At 60.5% G+C, this 20,395-nt stretch carries 17 protein-coding genes; 3 read left to right on the forward strand and 14 right to left on the reverse strand.

Annotation, left to right across the window (positions count from 1 at the left end; all coding sequences use genetic code 11):
• Positions 1-6: 6 nt before the first annotated feature.
• The 12 genes from leuE to ACWFUC_RS04840 all read right to left on the reverse strand — a co-directional run bounded on the left by leuE (position 7) and on the right by ACWFUC_RS04840 (position 13,629).
• Complete coding sequence (gene leuE / locus ACWFUC_RS04785) at positions 7-639, reverse strand: leucine efflux protein LeuE (RefSeq protein ID WP_489624246.1); 633 nt, start codon at positions 637-639, stop codon at positions 7-9.
• Between the two features lie 68 nt (positions 640-707).
• The gene (locus tag ACWFUC_RS04790) at positions 708-1,259 is read right to left on the reverse strand and encodes a lipocalin family protein (RefSeq protein WP_121037416.1); all 552 of its coding nucleotides are present in this window, start codon (positions 1,257-1,259) and stop codon (positions 708-710) included.
• A complete protein-coding gene (rsmG, locus tag ACWFUC_RS04795; protein WP_039782933.1) occupies positions 1,259-1,921 on the reverse strand; it encodes a 16S rRNA (guanine(527)-N(7))-methyltransferase RsmG in 663 nt (220 codons plus the stop codon). Before rsmG ends, ACWFUC_RS04790 begins: the two co-directional genes overlap by 1 nt.
• A 52-nt stretch (positions 1,922-1,973) precedes the next feature.
• Entirely contained in the window at positions 1,974-3,902 is a 1,929-nt protein-coding gene (mnmG, locus tag ACWFUC_RS04800) for a tRNA uridine-5-carboxymethylaminomethyl(34) synthesis enzyme MnmG (RefSeq protein ID WP_489624247.1), read from the reverse strand.
• A 304-nt stretch (positions 3,903-4,206) separates the two neighbouring features.
• Positions 4,207-4,968 (reverse strand): sulfite exporter TauE/SafE family protein, encoded by a 762-nt coding sequence (locus ACWFUC_RS04805; protein WP_088756954.1) that lies wholly within the window; start codon positions 4,966-4,968, stop codon positions 4,207-4,209.
• A 300-nt stretch (positions 4,969-5,268) separates the two neighbouring features.
• Positions 5,269-6,249, reverse strand: coding sequence for a branched-chain amino acid ABC transporter permease (locus ACWFUC_RS04810; protein ID WP_288067865.1), 981 nt, complete (start codon positions 6,247-6,249; stop codon positions 5,269-5,271).
• 12 nt (positions 6,250-6,261) lie between these two features.
• Positions 6,262-7,146, reverse strand: coding sequence for a branched-chain amino acid ABC transporter permease (locus ACWFUC_RS04815; protein ID WP_034335261.1), 885 nt, complete (start codon positions 7,144-7,146; stop codon positions 6,262-6,264).
• A gap of 140 nt (positions 7,147-7,286) precedes the next feature.
• The gene (locus ACWFUC_RS04820; RefSeq protein WP_489624248.1) at positions 7,287-8,495 is read right to left on the reverse strand and encodes an ABC transporter substrate-binding protein; all 1,209 of its coding nucleotides are present in this window, start codon (positions 8,493-8,495) and stop codon (positions 7,287-7,289) included.
• A 182-nt stretch (positions 8,496-8,677) separates the two neighbouring features.
• Positions 8,678-9,406, reverse strand: coding sequence for an ABC transporter ATP-binding protein (locus ACWFUC_RS04825; RefSeq protein ID WP_489637620.1), 729 nt, complete (start codon positions 9,404-9,406; stop codon positions 8,678-8,680).
• Positions 9,407-9,435: 29 nt separating this feature from the next.
• Positions 9,436-10,206: an ABC transporter ATP-binding protein gene (locus ACWFUC_RS04830; protein ID WP_034335283.1), complete on the reverse strand. Its 771-nt coding sequence runs from the start codon at positions 10,204-10,206 to the stop codon at positions 9,436-9,438.
• 211 nt (positions 10,207-10,417) lie between these two features.
• Positions 10,418-12,037: a GMC family oxidoreductase gene (locus ACWFUC_RS04835; protein ID WP_209569980.1), complete on the reverse strand. Its 1,620-nt coding sequence runs from the start codon at positions 12,035-12,037 to the stop codon at positions 10,418-10,420.
• An 80-nt stretch (positions 12,038-12,117) separates the two neighbouring features.
• Entirely contained in the window at positions 12,118-13,629 is a 1,512-nt protein-coding gene (locus ACWFUC_RS04840) for a CoA-acylating methylmalonate-semialdehyde dehydrogenase (protein WP_121037399.1), read from the reverse strand.
• Positions 13,630-13,922: 293 nt separating this feature from the next.
• Between ACWFUC_RS04840 and ACWFUC_RS04845 the strand changes: the two genes are divergently transcribed.
• Positions 13,923-14,807 carry a LysR family transcriptional regulator gene (locus ACWFUC_RS04845; RefSeq protein WP_489624249.1) on the forward strand — a complete coding sequence of 295 codons (885 nt, stop codon included), beginning with the start codon at positions 13,923-13,925 and terminating at the stop codon, positions 14,805-14,807.
• A gap of 449 nt (positions 14,808-15,256) precedes the next feature.
• The gene (locus ACWFUC_RS04850; protein WP_252697489.1) at positions 15,257-15,559 is read left to right on the forward strand and encodes a 2Fe-2S iron-sulfur cluster-binding protein; all 303 of its coding nucleotides are present in this window, start codon (positions 15,257-15,259) and stop codon (positions 15,557-15,559) included.
• Between the two features lie 829 nt (positions 15,560-16,388).
• Here the strand turns inward: ACWFUC_RS04850 and ACWFUC_RS04855 are convergent.
• Both ACWFUC_RS04855 and ACWFUC_RS04860 read right to left on the reverse strand, forming a co-directional pair.
• The gene (locus ACWFUC_RS04855) at positions 16,389-18,425 is read right to left on the reverse strand and encodes an AsmA family protein (RefSeq protein WP_489624250.1); all 2,037 of its coding nucleotides are present in this window, start codon (positions 18,423-18,425) and stop codon (positions 16,389-16,391) included.
• Positions 18,426-18,554: 129 nt separating this feature from the next.
• Positions 18,555-19,514, reverse strand: coding sequence for a LysR family transcriptional regulator (locus ACWFUC_RS04860; protein ID WP_034330421.1), 960 nt, complete (start codon positions 19,512-19,514; stop codon positions 18,555-18,557).
• Between the two features lie 168 nt (positions 19,515-19,682).
• Here ACWFUC_RS04860 and ACWFUC_RS04865 point away from each other — a divergent pair, with 168 nt between their 5' ends.
• The gene (locus ACWFUC_RS04865; protein WP_489637456.1) at positions 19,683-19,916 is read left to right on the forward strand and encodes a hypothetical protein; all 234 of its coding nucleotides are present in this window, start codon (positions 19,683-19,685) and stop codon (positions 19,914-19,916) included.
• Positions 19,917-20,395 lie beyond the last annotated feature (479 nt).

A 20,395-nucleotide genomic window follows, 5' to 3' on the forward strand; every position in this document is an offset into this window, starting at 1 on the left:
AGTGCGTTATTGCGTGGTCAACTTGATGCCGAAACCGATCAGGAACACGCCGGCTGCCCGTGAGGCCAGCTTGGCGATGGTGCGATTGCGGGCCATGCGGCGCGCGGCGGCATTGCCGACGATGACCAGGAAACTGCCATACAGGAGGGTGCAGCTGCTGATGACTGCGCCCATCGTGAAGAAGGTCAGCGCGCCTTGCTGCGTGGCCGGATCCAGGAACAGCGGGAAGAAGGCCATGTAGAACACGATGGCTTTCGGGTTGAACAAGGTGACCAAAAAGCCGCGCCGGAAATCTGCGGCATTGGAAAAGGGTACGACTGTACCACCGCCCTCGCCTCTTGCAAACAGGAGACGTCCGCCCAGGTAGGCCAGATAGGCCGCGCCCAGGTATTGCAGGCCATGGAACAGCAAGGGATTGGCATGCAGCAAAGCGGCCACGCCGGCTGCGGCCAGGAACATCAGCACGATGTCGCCCAGCATGATGCCGGCCTGTGCCATGAAGCCGCCGCGCAAGCCGCTCTTGGCCGCGCAGGTGAGCATGCAGAAGGTGCCGGGACCAGGCAGGAGCAGGAACACCATGGTGGCCGCAATCAGTTGCCAGATGTCGGTGATGCCGAGGGAATGAAAGATCGCCTGCATGGTGGGTCTCCTTGAATGTGAGCGGCCCGGGTTGCTGCCCGGGCCGCTGGCCTGATGTGAGTACCGTGTTACGGCTTGCTCTTGACCACCCGCGCGGTATCGAACCCTTGCTTGGTGGCGTTGTTGAGTGCGTTCTCGTATTGCTCGTCACTGATGGTGGGCGTGCGCGAGAGGATCCACAGGTATTCGCGCGAGGGGCTGCCCACGGTGGCCAGGGTGTATTGATCGTCCAGGTCCATGATCCAGTAGTCACCCCACACCATCGGGATCCAGGACAGCCAGGCCGGCGCAAAGCGCACTTCCAGCTTGCTGTTGTTGCTGCCCGGGACCACCCGCGCCACGCCCTTGGCTTCCTCCGTGCCATCGGCCGTCTTGCAGCGGTTGACGACATCGATCATGCCATCATCGCGCGCGGAATACTCTGCGCTGGTGCCGGAAATGCATTTTTTCTGGAAGCTGTTGGGAATCTTGGCGATTTCGTACCACTTGCCGGCGTAACGCTTCAGGTCCACCGAAGGGACCGTCTTGACCTCCTGAGCAGAGGCGGATGCCATGCCCAAGCCGCCATAGGCTGCCATCGAGACCATGGTGGCCACCAGGGCCAGTTTCAGTTTGTTCATCAGGTCGTTCTTTCCATGAAGATGAGATGCCGTTCGGCATCCAGGCCCGGTACCTGCAGGGGCTGCACTTGCTGCACCTTCCACCCCGCCGGCAACCGGTCGATTTCCTCCTGCGGCAGCACGCCCTTGAGCGCGATGTACTTGCCACCTTGTTGCAGGAGGTGGTTCGACCATGTGACGAAGTCCTTCAGTTCCGCAAACGCACGCGAAGTGATGACATCGTATTGTTGCTCGACAGGCAACTGCTCGACCCGGGCATGCAGCACGGTCACATTGCCCAGGTGCAATTGGGCCTTCACCTGATTGAGGAAGGCGGTTTTCTTCGAGACCGTATCGACCAGGGTAATCTGCATCTGCGGCTGCGCCTCGGCCGCCCAGATGGCCAGCACGATGCCCGGCAGGCCACCGCCGGCACCCACATCCAGCACACGCTGGGCACCGGCGAAGGCCGACACCGCCGAGAGCGAATCGAGCAGATGGTGCGTCACCATCTGTGCCGGATCACGCAAGGCGGTCAGGTTGTAGACCTTGTTCCACTTGGCCAGCAGGGCCTGGTATGCCATCAGCTTGTCGATCTGGGCAGCGGAGAGCGCCAGGCCCATGGCCGTGGCGCCTTCCTTCAGGGTGCGGGTCAGATTGTTCAGGTCTGCAGTGTTGCTCATCCGTGATGCCTTGGTATTGATCTGGTTCGGGACGGGTGTCCGGTATTTTTCTTCACGCCGCCTGGTTGTCAGCGCCAGTAGCCTGTTTCAGGCCACCCTTCTTCAGGTGCACCAGCAACAGCGACAGCGCCGCCGGGGTCACGCCGGAGATGCGGGAAGCCTGGCCCAGGGTTTCCGGGCGATGCTTGTTGAGCTTCTGGCGGACTTCGATGGAGAGTGCCTTGACGTCCATGTAGTCGAGGTCGGCCGGCAGCTTCAGGTTTTCATTGTGATCCTGGCGGCTGATCTCGTTGGCCTGGCGCGCGATGTAACCGGCGTACTTGACCTGGATCTCGACCTGTTCACGCACCGGGCCCTCTTCGATGCCGGGGCCGGCCAGCGCCTGGCCTTCGGTGCCGGTCAGGCCCATGAGGCTGTCATAAGTCACGTTGGGACGGCGCAGCAGGTCCAGCAGGTTGTATTCGCGCTCGATGGCCTTGCCCAGCACGCGCTCGGCTTCAGCCGCGGCCAGGATGCGCGGGTTCACCCAGGTCGACTTCAGGCGCTCCATTTCACGTGAAACGGCTTCGCGCTTGCGCTCGAAGGCTTCCCATTGTGCATCGCCGACGCAGCCGAGTTCGCGGCCGATTTCGGTCAGACGCAGGTCGGCATTGTCTTCGCGCAGCGAAAGACGATACTCGGCACGGCTGGTGAACATGCGGTACGGCTCCTGCACGCCCTGGGTGACCAGGTCGTCGACCAGCACGCCGAGGTAGGCTTCATCGCGGCGCGGGGTCCAGGCTTCACGGCCCTGGGTCTGCAGGGCGGCGTTGATGCCGGCCAGCATGCCCTGGGCGGCCGCTTCTTCATATCCGGTGGTGCCGTTGATCTGGCCGGCGAAGAACAGGCCCTGGACCTGGCGGGTTTCCAGCGAGGACTTCAGGCCGCGCGGATCGTAATAGTCATATTCGATGGCATAGCCGGGACGCAGGATGTGGGCGTTTTCCATGCCCTTCATCGAGCGCACCAGTTCCAGCTGCACGTCGAATGGCAGGCTGGTGGAGATGCCATTGGGGTAGAACTCGTGGGTGGTCAGGCCCTCGGGTTCCAGGTAGATCTGGTGCGAATCCTTGCTGGCGAAGCGATGGATCTTGTCTTCGATGGAGGGGCAGTAACGCGGGCCCACGCCTTCGATGACGCCGGTGTACATGGGGCTGCGATCCAGCCCGCCACGGATGATGTCGTGGGTGCGGCTGTTGGTATGGGTGATCCAGCACGGCATCTGGCGCGGGTGCATGGCGGCATTGCCCATGACGGAGAACACCGGTACCGGATCGAGATCGCCCGGCTGCTCTTCCAGGATCGCCAGGTTGATGCTGCGGCCATCGATGCGCGGCGGGGTGCCGGTCTTCAAGCGGCCCTGCGGCAGCTTCAATTCCTTCAGGCGCGCCGACAGCGAGACCGCTGGCGGATCACCGGCACGGCCGCCGGAATAATTGTTCAGGCCAACGTGGATCTTCCCGTCCAGGAAAGTCCCGGCGGTCAGCACCACGGCACGGCCGGCAAAACGGATACCGGCCTGGGTGATGGCGCCGACGACGCGGTCGCCTTCCAGCATCAGGTCATCCACGGCCTGCTGGAACAGCCACAAGTTAGGCTGGTTTTCCAGGCGCGAGCGGATCGCCGCCTTGTACAGGATACGGTCGGCCTGGGCGCGGGTAGCGCGCACGGCCGGACCCTTGGAGGAATTCAGGATGCGGAACTGGATGCCCGCCTCGTCGGTGGCAATTGCCATCGCCCCACCCATGGCATCGACTTCCTTGACCAGGTGGCCCTTGCCGATCCCGCCGATGGAGGGATTGCAGGACATCTGGCCCAGGGTTTCGATGTTGTGCGTCAGGAGCAGGGTTTTCTGGCCCATGCGTGCTGCGGCCAGTGCAGCTTCGGTGCCGGCGTGACCGCCGCCAACGACGATGACGTCAAATTGTGTGGGGAATAGCATGATGCGGGCCTCGCGTAGAGGTGAGAACAGAGGCGAGATTATAAGACCTTTTATCTGGCGGGGTCGGAGGCAGGGTCCGTAGCTGTTGGTTTACCGCACTTCCCTGCCCTGCCAGACACTATCGGCCGACCGATTCGATAGTCTTGGCTGATCAATGAAACATCGATGGGGATTGTTTCACGTGAAACAGCGGGCTGGATTTTGTGGCTGAAGCAGGAATATGAATGAAAAAACGGAGCATCGCGCTCCGTCGTTTGGGTCGGGGGTCGGATGTTTCACGTGAAACACTCGGTGAAGTTTTTCGCTATTTGAGGAAGGCGTCGTAACCCGACTTCAAGATCAATGCTCCCACCACGACCAGGAACAACTTGCGCACAAAGACGCTGCCATGTTTCATGGCCAGTCGTGTACCCACCAGGGAGCCCCCGATGTTGAACACCGCCATCAGCAAGCCCAATTGCCAGATGACGTGTCCGCTATACCCGAACCAGCACAAGGCTGCCAGGTTGGTCGCAATGTTGACGAACTTGGAGACCGCCGATGCCGAGAGGAAGTCATAGCTGAATACCCGCACGAACAGGAACACCAGGAAGCTGCCCGTACCCGGACCAAACACGCCATCATAGAAGCCCACTGCCCCACCGATCAGCGCGGCGTACACGATTTCCCGGGTGCCGGTCAGCGTGGGCGCATGGGTGGTACCGAAGTCCTTCTTCTTCAAGGTGTAGAGGGCAACTGCGATCAGGACGAAGGGCAACGCCTTGCGAATCAGCTCGGTCGGGATATGGGTGACGACATAGGCCCCGAAGAAGGAAAACGCGAAAGCCGCCATCGCAGCCGGGGTCACGGTACTCCACCTCACGGCAACCTTGCGCGCAAAGTTGATGGCCGCCGCACTCGTACCCATCACTCCCGCGACCTTGTTCGTCCCCAGCAAGGTCGCCGGGGCAGTATTGGGAAATACTGAGAACAAGGTCGGCACCAGCACTAGCCCACCTCCTCCCACCACCGCATCGATCAAGCCGGCCACGAAGGCGGCGCTGCACAACACCACATAGTCCAGCATCACTTGCCCTCCGCTGACGAGGTGAAGAAACGCGCGGAAGCATCGGCAAGGGATGAAACAGGGATGAGCATGGGACGAGGGGAAATGAATGGACGGTGAAATGAACAAGGGGGAAGCCGGGTCACATTCTACCGCCCTGCCCCGCCCGGCATCAGCCACAGAGATGACGCTTTGGGCACTGTTGCGGAACACATCCCTGCTGTTCTGGCTGGCCCGTCATGAAGACAAAAAATTACCGCCGGGAAATCACCCTCAGGTGACTTGCCGGCGGCAGATGAAGTTTTAGGCTTCAGCTAAAAACTAGTGCGATCCCTTGGCTTGCCCCTTCCCGGCCAAGGCCAGGATCTCGCCCACGATGCCTTTTCGGAACGCCAGCACGCAGACGATGAAGATGAAGCCGGTCACAATCGTCACCGAATCTCCCAAGGTATTGAACCAGTCGATGCTGGTGACATTGGCCAGCCAGGCACCGATATCCCCGAGCTTGTTCTCCAGCATGATGATGATGATCGCGCCGACGATGGGACCGACAATGGTACCCAGGCCACCGACCAGGGTCATCAAGACCACCAGGCCGGACATGCTCCAGTGCACGTCAGTCAGGGTTTCGAAGCCCAGCACCAGCGTCTTGGTGGCACCCGCCAGACCCGACAAGCCGGCCGACAGCACGAAGGCCAGCAGCTTGTAGCGCGCCACGTCATAGCCCAGCGAGATGGCACGCGGTTCGTTCTCCTTGATGGCCTTGAGCACCTGGCCAAACGGGGAATGGATGGTCCGCACGATCAGCGCAAAGCCTGCCACCGCGATCGCCAGCACGACGTAGTACAGGGTCATGTCGCTGCCCAGGTCGATCACGCCCAGCAGCTTGCCGCGCGGCACGCCCTGCAAGCCATCCTCGCCACCGGTGAACGGTGCCTGCAAGGCCACGAAGAACAGCATCTGCGCCAGCGCCAGCGTGATCATGGTGAAGTAGATACCCTGGCGGCGAATCGCCAACAGTCCCATCACCAGGCCGATCAAGGCACCGGTCAGGGTACCGATGATCAGGCCCAGTTCGGTCGGCAAACCCCACACCTTCAGCGACTGGCCGCACAGGTAGCCGGCCCAGCCGAGGAAAGCCGCATGGCCGAAGGACAACAGGCCGGTGTAGCCGATCAGCAGGTTGAAAGCGCAGGCGAACAGCGCGAAGCACAGCATCTTCATCAGGAACACCGGGTAGATGCCGAACGGTGCCGCCAACAACAATATTAGTAAAACAGCAATTCCGATTTTCTTGTTCATGCCGGTCTCCGATTATTTCTCTTTGCCGAACAGGCCGGCCGGACGGACCATCAGGACGATGGCCATGATGATGAAGACCACGGTGGCCGACAGTTCCGGATAGAACACCCGGGTCAGGCCTTCGATCAGCCCCAGCACCAGCCCGGTGATGATCGAACCTAGGATGGAGCCCATGCCGCCGATGACCACCACCGCAAAGACGGTAATGATCAGGTTGGAGCCCATCAGCGGCGAGACCTGGATCACGGGCGCGGCCAGCACGCCGGCGAAGGCCGCCAGGGCCACGCCGAAGCCGTAGGTCAGGGTCACCATCAGGGGCACGTTGATGCCGAAGGCTTCCACCAGCTTGGGGTTCTCGGTACCGGCGCGCAGGTAGGCACCCAGGCGCGTCTTCTCGATCACGAACCAGGTGGCAAAGCAGATCACCAGCGAGGCCACCACGACCCAGGCGCGATAGTTGGGCAGCACCATGAAGCCGAGGTTGGTCGCGCCCTGCAGCAGGTCAGGCACCGAATACGGCTGGCCCGAGACGCCATAGATGGAGCGGAAGATGCCCTCGATCATGAGCGTGATGCCGAAAGTCAGCAGCAGCCCGTAGAGGTGGTCCAGCTTGTAGAGCCAGCGCAGCATGGTCTTCTCGATCACGATGCCGAACAGGCCCACCAGGATCGGCGCCACGATGAGCATGACCCAGTAATTGAGTCCCAGATAGGTCAGGCCCATCCAGGCCAGGAAAGCGCCCAGCATGTAGAGCGTGCCGTGCGCGAAGTTGATCACGTTGAGCAAGCCGAAGATCACCGCCAGGCCCAGCGAGAGCATGGCGTAGAAGGAGCCGTTGACCAGGCCCAGCAGCAGCTGGCTCAACAAGGCTTGCAGGGGTATGCCGAATAGTTCCATAAAAACCCGTTCATCCAGATGGGTGAAGAACGCCACCGCTTACAGCAAAAATCTGCCATCCCCGCGTGAACAGAAATGACAGATTTTGCTGGCTGTGCGATGGCCTTACTGCTTGATGCATGCAGCTCGATGCGAAAGGATCACTTCCAGGCCGCGCACTTGGATTCGGCCTTGGTGGTCCACGCCTGCTCTGCCGGAATGGTCTGCACCAGCTTGTAGTAGTCCCACGGGTACTTCGAATCCGCCTGGGCCTTCACCTGGTACAGGTACATGTCGTGCACCACGCGGCCGTCAGCGCGCAGGTAGCCGTTCTTCTGGTACAGGTCGTTGAACTTGGCCTTGCGCAGCGCAGCCATGACCTTGTCGGAATCATCGGTACCGATTTCCTTGACGATCTTCAGGTACTGCAGCGCGGCCGAGTAATCGCCGGCCTGCAAGGAAGACGGCATTTTCTTGCGCACGGCGAAGTAGCGCTTGGCGAAGGCACGGGTTTCCTCGTTGGCATCCCAGTACCAGCTGTCGGTCAGGTACAGGCCTTCGGTGTTCTTCAGGGTCAGCGAGTGCACGTCGTTGATGAACACCAGCAGACCCGCCAGCTTGGCCGTCTTGGTGATGCCAAACTCGTTGGCGGCCTTCACCGAGTTGATGAAGTCGCCACCGGCGTTGGCCAGGCCGATGATCTGAGCCTTGGAGCTCTGTGCCTGCAGCAGGAAGGAGGAGAAGTCGGAAGCGCCCAGCGGGTGCTTGACCGCACCCACCACGGTGCCGCCGGAGGCCTTCACGACGTTGGCGGTATCGGCTTCCAGCGAGTGGCCGAAGGCATAGTCAGCAGTCAGGAAGAACCAGCTCTTGCCACCCTGCTTCACCACCGCCGAACCAGTGCCCTTGGCCAGGGCCACGGTGTCGTAGGCGTAGTGCACGGTGTAGGGCGAGCACTCTTCATTGGTCAGGCGGGCCGTGCCGGCACCGACCGAGAAATACACCTTCTTCTTTTCGGCTGCAACCTTGGCGCTGGCCAGGGCGGTGCCGGAGTTGGTGCCACCGATCAGCACATCCACGCCCTGCTGGTCGAACCATTCACGGGCCTTGCTGGCGGCCACGTCGGCCTTGTTCTGGTGGTCGGCCACGACCAGTTCGATCTTCTTGCCGTTGATGGAACCGCCCATGTCGGCGATGGCCATCTTGATGGCTTCCGCGCCACCCTGGCCGTCGATGTCCGAATACACGCCCGAGATATCGGTAATGAAACCGATCTTGATCACATCCCCCGAGATCTGTGCCGAAGCCGGCGCGGTCGCGAATGCCGCAGCTGCTGCGGTAACGGCCAGTGCCATTGCCTTGAGTTTCATTTTCATCTCCTCTGTTATGAAGCCCGCTTGATGATTTCGATGCGAGACAACTTGGTGGAACGGGGAGAGGATCGCTCACCCCGCGGACGTACTTGTTGGCAGTACTTCTTAGTCGTGAAGCTGGTGATACCGGAAAAATCTGGAGGGCGTCCCGGCAGCGCAGCGTTGCCGGGACGCGGTGCTTAAACGCCGAGCAGTTCGTTCAAGGTCTGCATCTTCGCCTCCAGCTGGGAGGAAGCGAAGGATTCGACGATCTGGCCGTGTTCCATCACATAGAAGCGATCCGCCAGCGGCGCGGCGAAGCGGAAGTTCTGCTCGACCATGACGATGGTGTAGCCCTTGGCCTTGAGCGTGGTGATCATGCGGGCCAGGGCCTGCACGATGACCGGCGCCAGGCCTTCGGAGATCTCGTCGAGCAGCAGCAGGCGGGCACCGGTGCGCAGGATGCGGGCCACGGCCAGCATCTGCTGTTCACCACCTGACAGGCGCGTGCCCTGGCTGTTGCGACGTTCCTTCAGGTTGGGGAACATCTCATAGATCTCGTCGATGGACATGCCCTTGTCGGTCTTGGAGACGAAGGGCGGCAGCATCAGGTTTTCTTCGGCCGAAAGCGAGGAGAAGATGCCCCGCTCTTCCGGGCAGTACCCCACGCCGTAGTGGGCGATCTTGTGGGTGGCCAGGTTGATGGTTTCCTGGCCGTTGATCTTGATCGAGCCCTTGCGGGTACCGACCAGGCCCATGATGGAACGCAGCGTGGTGGTGCGGCCGGCGCCGTTGCGGCCCAGCAGCGTCACCACTTCGCCCTGGTGGACGTTCAGGTTGACGTTGTGCAGGATGTGCGATTCGCCGTACCAGGATTGCAGATCGCTGATCTGCAGCACCAGCGGCACGGAAGAAGAAGACGTCGTCATGGCAGCAGCATTCATGGTGGCGGTACTCATCAGTGAGCCCCTTGCAGTTCGGCCGAGGTGCTGCCCATGTAGGCTTCCATCACCTGCGGATTGCGCGAGACTTCTTCATAGCTGCCTTCGGCCAGCAGCGCGCCGCGTTGCAGCACGCTGATGCGGTCGCAGATGCCGGAGATCACGCTCATGTTGTGCTCCACCATCAGGATGGTGCGGCCGGCCGAGACCTTCTTGATCAGGGCGGTGACACGGTCCACGTCTTCGTGGCCCATGCCCTGGGTCGGTTCGTCCAGCAGCATCAGTTCCGGCTCCATGGCCAGGGTGGTGGCGATCTCCAGGGCGCGCTTGCGGCCGTACGGGAGGTCCACCGTGGTGGTGCGGGCAAAACTGGTCAGGTCCACTTCTTCCAGCAGCTGCATGGCGCGCTCGTCGAGCTGCTTCAGGCTCTCGCCGTTCTTCCAGAAATGGAAGGACGTACCGAGCTTGCGCTGCAGGCCGATGCGCACGTTTTCCAGCACGCTCATGTGCGGGAAAACAGCAGAAATCTGGAAGGAACGAATGATGCCCTGGCGCGCGATCTGCGCAGGCGCATCCATGGTGATGTCTTTGCCGTTGAACAGGATCTGGCCCGAGGTCGGGACCAGGAACTTGGTCAAGAGGTTGAAGCAAGTCGTCTTGCCGGCACCATTGGGGCCGATCAAGGCATGAATGTGACCGCGCTCAATTTGCAGGTTGACCGCGCTTACTGCCGTGAAACCCTTGAATTCCTTCGTCAGGTTTCTTGTCTCCAGAATGACGTCTGTCATGGTCTCTTCTTTCCCTTTGATGCCCGCGCCGGTGGATCCGGTCGTCAAGGCCTGCCTGCTGCAGAACACTGAATCTTTTGGATTCAGGAACCGCTTTGTTTACCTGGCGAATCGAGAAGCTAGTTTTAATATTTGGCGCATAGTAGCCGGTTCGTACCATTCATACAATACGTATAAGTACCGTATGGTCCAGCGGCTGGGAATTGCCGTCTTATGCCCGGGAAAGCAGGCTGGACGCGACTTTCTCGGCGATCATGACAGTCGGGGAATTGGTGTTGCCGGAGGTGATGGAGGGCATCACGGAGGCATCGGCCACACTCAATCCTGACACGCCACGCACCCGGCATTGGGCATCGACCACGGCCATTGCATCATCACTGCGACCCATGCGGCAGGTACCGACCGGATGGAAGATGGTGGTGCCCACTTCACCGGCGGCGCGATACAAATCGGCTTCACTTTCATACTGCGTGCCGGGCTTGTATTCCTCCGGGCGATAACGCGAGAGTGCGGGTGAGGCCGCGATGCGGCGAGTCAGGCGCAGAGCGTTGGCGGCGACCTTGAGGTCTTCTTCGGTAGAGAGATAGTTGGTGGTGATGCGCGGGGCCAATGCGTGATCGGTCGAGCCCAGGCGTACATGGCCGCGCGAAGTCGGACGCAGGTTGCATACGCTGGCGGTGAAGGCCGGGAAGGCGTGAAGAGGATCCCCGAATTTTTCCAGCGACAGCGGCTGCACGTGATACTGCAAGTTGGCGCTGGCCTGCTGCGCATCGGACTTGGCAAAGGCACCCAGCTGCGAGGGCGCCATCGACATCGGGCCGCTTTGCAGGAGCAGGTATTCCAGTCCGATCTTCATCTTGCCGACCAGAGTGGACGCCATGGCGTTGAGGGTCCTGGCACCATCGACCTTGAAGACCATGCGCATCTGCAGGTGATCCTGCAGGTTCTCGCCCACGCCCGGCAGCGCATGCACCACCGGGATCTGGTGCTGCTGCAACAGGACCGGATCAGCGATGCCCGACATCTGCAGAATGTGCGGCGAACCGATGGCACCGGCACAGAGGATGGTCTCCTTCGCTTCGGCAAACCAGGCACTGCCCCCGCCGGTGAATTCGACACCGGTACACACCGGCCCCTGCTCGCCCTGCTCCATGCGCAGGCGGCTCACGTGGGAGCCGGTCATGATGGTGAGGTTGCCATCCTTCATGGCAGGCCGCAGGAAGGCCTTGGAAGCGTTCCAGCGCACGCCGCGCTTCTGGTTGACGTCGAAGTAGCCAGAGCCCTCGTTATCGCCGCAGTTGAAGTCCTCGACCTTGGGGATGCCATTCTCGGCGGCCGCATCGCGGAAGGCATCGAGGATGTCCCAGCGCAGGCGCTGCTTCTCCACGCGCCATTCACCGCCAGCACCGTGGAACTGGCTGGCACCGAGGTGATAGTCCTCGCTCTTCTTGAACAGTGGAAGGACGTTCTGCCAGCGCCAGCTGTCGTCACCCGTGACTTCGGCCCAGTGATCGTAATCACGCGCCTGGCCACGCATGTAGATCATGCCGTTGATGGAAGAGCAGCCGCCCAGCACCTTGCCGCGCGGGTAGATCAGGCTGCGGCCATTGAGGCCCGGATCGGCCTCGGTGCGGAACATCCAGTCAGTGCGTGGATTGTTGATGCAGTAGAGATAGCCGACCGGGATGTGAATCCAGATGTAGTCGTCCTTGGCCCCCGCTTCCAGCAGCAGCACCTTCTTGCCGGTCTGGCGCGAAAGCCGGTTGGCCATGACGCAGCCGGCGGTGCCGGCACCAATGATGATGTAGTCGTATTGCCCTGCCGATTGCATGGTGTCTCCGCTGGCTTGTTCTTGTGATCTTGTCGTCTGCCGCCGCCCCCTGTCACGGCAAGAGGCGGCCGGCGCCCTGCTTACTTCGCCACCGGCATGGTGAACTCCGCCCCCTTGCCGATGGTGGCCGACCAGCGCTGCATGATGGACTTGTAGCGCGTATAGAAGCGGATGCCCTCTTCGCCATAGGCATGGGTATCGCCGAAGAGCGAACGCTTCCAGCCGCCGAAGGAATGCCAGGCCATCGGCACCGGGATGGGCACGTTGATGCCCACCATGCCGACCTGGATGCGGCGCGAGAATTCATGCGCGGTATTGCCGTCGGCCGTAAAGAGCGAGACGCCATTGCCGTACTCATGCGCGTTGATCAGTTGCACAGCCGACGCGAAGTCCGGCACGCGCACCACGCACAGTACCGGACCGAAGATTTCTTCCTGGTAGATCTTCATCTCGGTCGTGACATTGTCGAAGAGCGTGCCGCCGATGAAGAATCCTTCCTCATGGCCCGGCACCTTCAGGCCGCGGCCATCGACCAGCAGCTTGGCACCGGCATCCACGCCGCTCTGGATGTAACCCTCCACCTTGGCCTTGTGGGCGGCGGTGACCAGCGGGCCCATCTCGGCGTCATCCTCCATGCCGTTCTTGACCTTGAGCGCCTTCACGCGCGGGATCAGTGCGTCCACCAGCTTGTCGGCCACGCTGCCCACGGCCACCGCCACCGAGATCGCCATGCAGCGCTCGCCGGCCGACCCATAGGCCGCACCGATCAGGGCATCGACGGCCTGCTCCAGGTTGGCGTCGGGCATGACCACCAGGTGGTTCTTGGCACCGCCCAGTGCCTGGGCGCGCAGCGGGAAGGTACCGGCACGCTCGGTGGCCTTGCGGTAGATGTATTCGGCAATCGGGGTGGAGCCGACGAAGGACACTGCCTGCACCTCCGGATGTTCCAGCAGCGCGTCCACGGCCACCTTGTCGCCCTGGACCACGTTGAAGACGCCATCCGGCAGGCCGGCGCGCTTGAACAGTTCAGCCAGCATCAGCGAAGGTGAAGGATCGCGCTCGGAGGGCTTCAACACGAAGCTGTTGCCGGTCGCAATGGCGATCGGCGCCATCCACAGCGGCACCATCACAGGGAAGTTGAACGGCGTGATACCGGCAGTCACACCCAGCGGCTGGCGCAGGTTCCAGTTGTCGATGCCGCCGCCGATGTTGTCGGTGAACTGGGTCTTGAGCAGTTGCGGGATGCCAGTGGCGAATTCGACGATCTCCAGGCCACGCGTGACCTCCCCTTTCGCATCCGAAAACACCTTGCCGTGCTCCAGCGTGATGGCCTTGGCCAGCGCATCGTGGTTCTGCTCGATCAGCTCCTTGAACTTGAACAGCACCCGCGCCCGCTTCAAGGGAGCCGTCTCGGCCCAGGCCGGTGCCGCCGCACTGGCGGCTGCCACGGCCGCATTGACTTCCTGCACCGAGGCCAGCGAGACCTTGGCGGTGGCAGCACCGGTGGCCGGATTGAAGACATCCTGGCTGCGGCCGCTCTCGGAGCGGGAAATCTGGCCATTGATGAAGTGATCGATGTGCGGGAGGCTCATAAGGTTTCCTTTGGTGTTTTCAATGAAGGTGGAAGGCGCTGTCTCCTGCTCCCTCCTGCAATCTGGCCAGTCCGTCACCCCGACGGACCCATGGCATGGATGAGCAAGAATAGTCGCCCACCCGCCGGACATCCAATGAGGAATTATCAAGAGCAATATAAAGATTGCTTATAATCTGGACTTTCTTGTACACACGCTACCCACAAGATCCTCACAGCCTGGTCACAGGGATATCCACGGGTTTATCCACACCCAGGATCGTGAAGAAGAAGGATCAATTGCGGGAGAAGACGATGGATCTGACCCAGTTACGCGCATTTATCACAGTCGCCCATGAGGGCAACCTGACCCGGGCCGCTGAAAAACTGCATCTCACCCAACCCGCAGTGAGCCTGCAGATCAAGGCCTTGCAGGAAAGTCTTGGCATCGGATTGTTCAATCGGAGTGCATCCGGCATGGTCCTCACCGCCGAGGGCAACACATTGTTGCCGCTGGCCGAGCGCGTCCTGTCCGATGTTCAGGCTTTACGGCGGCACGCGACCGACTTGCGATCGAGTGAAAATATCGTGTCCGGGACATTGGCCATCGGCACGATCCTGGATCCGGAGTTCATCCGGCTCGGCGCTTTCCTGAAGTTGCTGGTCGAGCGCCATCCGCAATTGTCGACTCAGCTGGCGCATCACATGTCAGGATCGGTCCTCAATGAAATCCGGGCTGGCCATCTGGATGTGGGATTCTTCCTGGGCGACCCCGGCAAAGGTTTTCATGCGATGACGCTGACCTCGTTCAGCTACAACGTCATCGCGCCCGCGGGCTGGAAGAACCGCGTCTCGGGCAAGGGATGGAAGGAACTGGCGCGGCTGCCGTGGATCTGGACGCCGCCAGAATCCGCGCATCATCGTCTATTAAGCAAGATCTTCGCTCAACATCAGATAAAACCACAGACTGTAGCCTTGGTTGACCAGGAATCATCGATGCTGGATCTGGTGAAATCGGGGGTGGGATTGTCCTTGGCGCGCGAATCGATCGCGCTCAACCAGGCTCACGCGCATGGCTTGGTCATTGCAGATGCTGTCGAACTGTCGACTGAACTCAGCTTCATTGCATTAGAAAAAAGACAACATGAAGCAGCGATCAAGGCGGTTTTCCAACTGCTGCAACAAGTCTGGCAGAACTGAGCGCGACTAGAAAGTTGCTGTATTGACATCTCAATGGGTTGCATTAAAGCAATATCTTTCGGAAATCTCCTTCTTCCTGCCGAACCTAAAGGACTTTTCATCCGTATCAGGAGCTTGCCAAGGGCTTTTGAAGCGGTTTTTGGGGTTGAAAGCCAATTTTTTGGAAAGATGTCCACTGCGCACGCGCTTTCGGTTCTTTAATTCAGATGTGGATATATATAAGTAGTAGTAGTTGTTAACGTCGCCAAGAACTGTGGATAACTCGGTTTACACGAAAAAAATCAAGACTTTAGCTTTCTGATAAACGCTTGGTAAGCTTCTGCATTATCGAGGCACAGATTCTGGACAAAAATTCGGCCGTGGATAAATCGGCGAGATATACCCAAAACGCCCAGCGGATATGCAGAGACTTATCCACAGGTGGTCTCCAAACCCCACAAAATTACGGCATGGACTCCAAAAAACCTTTCCTGATCGCAATTCAGCCTTCGGGTTTGCAATTTGAACAAGTCGCCGGACTCTCGGTGTTGCAATCAGGCTTGCGCGCCGGCATCCGGCTGCCGAATTCCTGCCGGAATGGCACTTGCCGGACTTGCATGTGCAAATTGTTCACAGGCGAGATCGCTTATCAGATCGAATGGCCCGGCCTGACGCGAGAAGAAAAGGCCGAAGGCTGGATCCTGCCTTGCGTGGCCGAGGCCCGAAGTGACCTGGTGCTCGACGTTCCAGCCGCCGTCGACCTGAAGGCTTGATGTTTTATCCACAGCGGTCCCCGGAACCGGTCGATTTTTAGCCGACAAACCCCGATCACCTCTCCCTGTGGATAAAAAAAGCCGCCCTAGGCGGCGCGGAGGCCGCTGGCAGGATTTCTTTTCCACAGCGCTCTGCACCCTGCGTTCTCTCTGACTGCGTCGCCCAGGGCGTCATTCAATGCCGTTGCCGACGATCAGCTGTAAAAACACCTGCACAGCAAGCTTTTCCTGGTCGACAAGCGCCTTCATCCACGAACACCTTTGTTTTGCCCACAGCCGGTAGCGGTCCTGATGGCTTGCAAACCAAGCCGCGTCGCGCGCGAAAGCTCGCGCGCTTAGGCTTTAAATCTAAGTTGTTTATAAAATTAGTAGTGATGGTTAACGTCAGTCTTGCGTTGTGGATAACCTTGTTTACGTGTGAAAAATCAGCTGTTTACGAAAAGGACAACGCCTTGGGCAAGGTCTGTATGAAGTCATAACCGATCTTGGATAAAAATCCGCCTTTGGATAACTTTTTGACTTTTCCCCAAACGATGAAAAAGTTATTCAGAACTTTATCCACAGGCTGAGCGGAAATTGACGGATTCGCGTCGTGAAGGCAGGGAATTTCGGGATGTCACCGATTTCAGGCAATTCGACCCCGATTTAAGTCCTTGGCATGGGGGAAACAGGGGGCAGGAAGGGGGATTTCGGGAAATTTGCCCACAGGTGAAAAAAGCCGACAGCAGCCAAGGTGCATCGCGACTCATCCGAAATCACATAAAAAGCCAGCGGGCCAGGAAAGTTATCCCCTGGCCCGCCGGCTTTTTTCATGGTGTTTTTAGGCTGCCTATTTTTTAGGCGTTGACTTCAACGGCAGGGATTTTCCCGGTGGCGGGGCCTGCGGCGCCTTCTTCACTTCCTCCAGCAGCTGGCCACATTCGGCCTTCTGATCACCATCGATATTGATGAGGGGCAGGATGGCCGTTACGGGTGCCAGCAGGCCGAGCGCCACCGCACCGCCAGCGCGCAGTGCCAGCACACCCTTGTTCACGCCGACATCCGGATTCTTGAAGCTGCCCTTCACGTACAGCGGCGAGCGCAGCGAGATGATGCGCAAGCCCTTGCTGCGTGGATGCACGTTCAGGTCCAGCTGTTCGTGCTTCATGTCGATGCTGCCATCGACCACGATCAGGGCGTCTTCGGTGTCCAGCAGCAGGGTCTTCACATTCATGACGCCATCGCGCACCGGCAAGTCGCCGGCCAGGCAATTGAGCCTGACCTCCTTGTCGCCAAACAGCTTGCTGATGACCACGTTGCCCACGTTCAGGCCCGCCGCTTCCAGCAGGAATTTGCTGATCGCACCCTGGTTGACCAAGGTCTTCACTTCGCCATTGGCCGAGCCCAGCATGGCGGCGACAGAATTGCCCGTCGCGCTCAGCTTCGCATCGCCGTTGATCTCGCCGAAGCTGGTACGGGAGGCATCGAGCTGGGGATAGAGTTTCTGGATCTTCAGCTTGCGTGCAGAAAGCTTCATCTCGGACTTCATGCGTGCCGCCTGCCCATCCAGCCGGATGGTGGAGGTCAGGTTACCGCCGGCCACGCCGAAATTGAGGGGATCGAGCGTCAGCACCTTGTCCTTGAGGATCAGATGCGCCTGCAGGTCGCTGATGGGCAGTCCCTGCTGGCGCGTGATGCTTTTGCCGGTGAAGCGCACATCCGCATCCAGTGCGCCCCAGGCATCGGTACTGAAGGTCTTGACCGGCAACACCTTGTCGCCGGGCTGGCGCTCCTCGGCACCACGCTGGGCTTTCTCCGCATTGGAGTCGGCACCGATCAGCGGCGCCAGATCATCAAAGCGCAGCACGTTGGAGGTCAGCGCCCCGGTCAGTTGCGGGCGTGCGCCCCCGGTCAGGTAGTCCAGGCTGCCGTTGAGATCGCTGTCGCCGACCTTGCCGCTGAAGTCCTGGTAATGCCACTCGCTGCGATCCGGGGAGATCTTGCCGATCAGGCGGCCCTCGGTGGCGAAGGGCGGCGTTTCCGGCAGCAGCACGCCGGTCAGGGGATAGAGATTGCCCATGCTGGCCCCGGCAATCGACAGCCGCAGGTCCAGCGCGGCCAGTTCGGCCGGCTTGGTCAGGGTGCCGCGCACGCCGATGGCGGTCTTGCCGACCTTCACCTGGGCCTGCAGCGGATACGGTTGCTGCTGGTCCTGCAATGACAGCACGCCGCCGGCCTTGCCTTCACCTGCAACCGGCGCGCCGTTGAAACTGCCGCTCAGCTTCCAGCCCAAGCCATAGACCTTTTCCTTGTCGGGATCGAGGGTGTCGATGTCGGCCTTGATGTTGATCTTTTGCACAGCGTCGTTGAGGGCCAGCTTGCCTTGGCGCAGGCTGATGCGGCCCAGTTGCAGCTGCCAGGCCGATGGAGTGCTGCTATCGGTCTTGAAAGTCCAGTTGTTCACAGCCTCGCGGTTGCGCAGCAGAGAAACTGAAGGATCCTGCACTTCCAGCGACGGCAGGGAAATCTTGTGCACAAGCAGCGGCAAGGGATTGAGCGTGAAAGTGACTTGTCGCACTGTCGCCATCTGGCCTGAGGACGCGAACGCTGCCGGATTGCCCAGGCGCAGATTCTCCGCCTGCAAGCGCGGCCACGGCACCCAGCGCGCCCAGAAGCCGGCCGGCGGCGTGGTCGGCTCAGGTCGTTGCCAGTGCAGGGAGAGATTGCCGTCGATGGCGAACTCGCGCCCGGTGGCGGCCGAGACGCGGGTATTGATCCAGGGCTTGGCCCGGTTCCAGTCGAAGGTAAGAATGAAAATGACCGCGGCGGCGATCACGAGGACGAGGCTGGCAAGCAGCCAAAGGAGGATTCTGGTCAGGCGCGGCATCGGGTCGGCTTCCCTGGTTGGGGTTATCAACAGGCGCCGATGCGCGCGGAGGGCGGTTTTCCAGGCGCCTGTCTCCGGGACGCCTGTGGATGAGTCAGTTCGGGAAAGCCGTTGTCCGCACGCGCTACATCAGCGCTTCATGTTGATACGACCGAATTCGTCATGGGTTGTTGCAGACAAGTGCGCACGCAGCCACTTGTGGGCAGGATTGCGGGCGTCGCGTTCATGCCAGAGCATGTCGACGTGCTCCTCCGGCGTCTGGAAGGGCAATTCCTTCACCACCAGCGCTTCGGCCATGCCGGTGGCCGCCACCAGGTGGCGCGGCAGCACGGTGATGAGCTCGGAGCTGGCCACGATCCGCCCGGCCGTGAAGAACTGGTTCACCGTCAGCAGGATCTTGCGCTCGCGGTTCATGCCCGCCAGCACATCATCGATGACGGCATGGGGTTTGCCGGACAGGCTCACCAGCAGGTGATCAGCGCTGCAGTAGCTATCCAGCGTCAGCGGCTGGCCGGCCAGCGGATGGTTCTTGTGCATCACGCAGACGTACTGGCCGGTGTAGAGCCGCGCATGGCTGATCTGGCTCTTGGCCATGCCCTGGCCATCGGCCAGCTGCGCGGTCACGCCGGGGAAGAAGCCCACGGCCAGGTCGATGTCCCCGCGCAGCAGCATGGCGCGCGGATCGCGGGTGGTCAGCGGCATCATGCGGATCTTGATGCGCGGAGCGTCGCGCATGATGGTGCGCACCAGCGAAGGCAGCCACAGCGCGGCCGTGGCATCCACCATGGCCATGCGGAAGGTGTTCTGGGCACGCGAGATGTCGAAGCTTTCCGGCGCAATCACCGCTTCCAGCTCGGACAGCGCCCGGCGCACGGTCGGCCACAGTTCTTCGGCGCGCGGCGTGGGCTTGACGCCGTGGGCGGTGCGGATCACCAGGTCATCGTTGAGGGTGTCGCGCAGGCGGCGTAGCGCATTGGAGACAGCCGGCTGCGTCATGGCCAGCAAATTGGCGGCGCGCGTGAGGTTCTGCTCGGTCATGACGGCGTCGAATACGCGCAACAGGTTCAGGTCCAGGGTGAGAAAGCTCATAGGGCGGGCCTTTGCGGCGGTAAGGAGAGGCAGTATGGACGCCGGTGATCGCCGGCAGAAAGATTATTCACAGATTATATAACTGATATCCGAAACGGAAAGTGGGCAAACAAATGTGAGTTCACTACACTGCAATGCAACATAACACACAACGTCAAGGATCGAATCATGGCAATCATCGCACAAAGCACCAACAGCACCTTCAAGAGCAAGTTCGCCGCCGTCATGCGCAACATTTTCATCCACTTCGTCAAGGCCCACGAGCTGCAAGCCGTTGCTCTGGTCGCCGCCGAACAGGATCGCGCTACCGGTGCCCGCCAGCTGAACCGCATGGCCGACAAGTTCGAAGCCACCCAGCCGAACCTGGCTGCTGAACTGCGCTTCATCGCTTCGCGCGGCTAATCGAAGGTTTCTGCTTCACCAGATTCAAGTTTTATCGGTCGCGCATGACTTCTGCGTGACCTTGGCATCAGCCCCGAGCGGCCGATGCCGGTAGTGAAGGATTTCGGTAGTTCCCGGCGCGTACGGCGCTTATGTTGACGCTGATTCGATCAACGCGTCAGGACACCGATCCGTTGTCTCCTCCTCCCTCTTTAGGAAGGATTAACCCCGCAGGCTCAGCCTGTGGGGTTTTTTTTTTGTGGGTCGGCTACGAGCCCCGTCCGGAGGGCTTCCTGCCTTTGCAGGCTTCATGTCCGGATGGCCGGATGTGAGCGTTTTGCCCGATTTCCCCATGTCAGATATTCAGCGCCCTCGGGCTTGGCGTCAAACGGCGTTGTAAATCCGCATCGGTTCCGTCAAGAAAGGTGTGTCGGAGCGACTGCATCGGCGGCCCCTGACCGGCTTGTCTCGCGCTTGACGCGGGTTCCAGGGCGATATGA

The organism is Herbaspirillum sp. Her4, assembly GCF_057961335.1.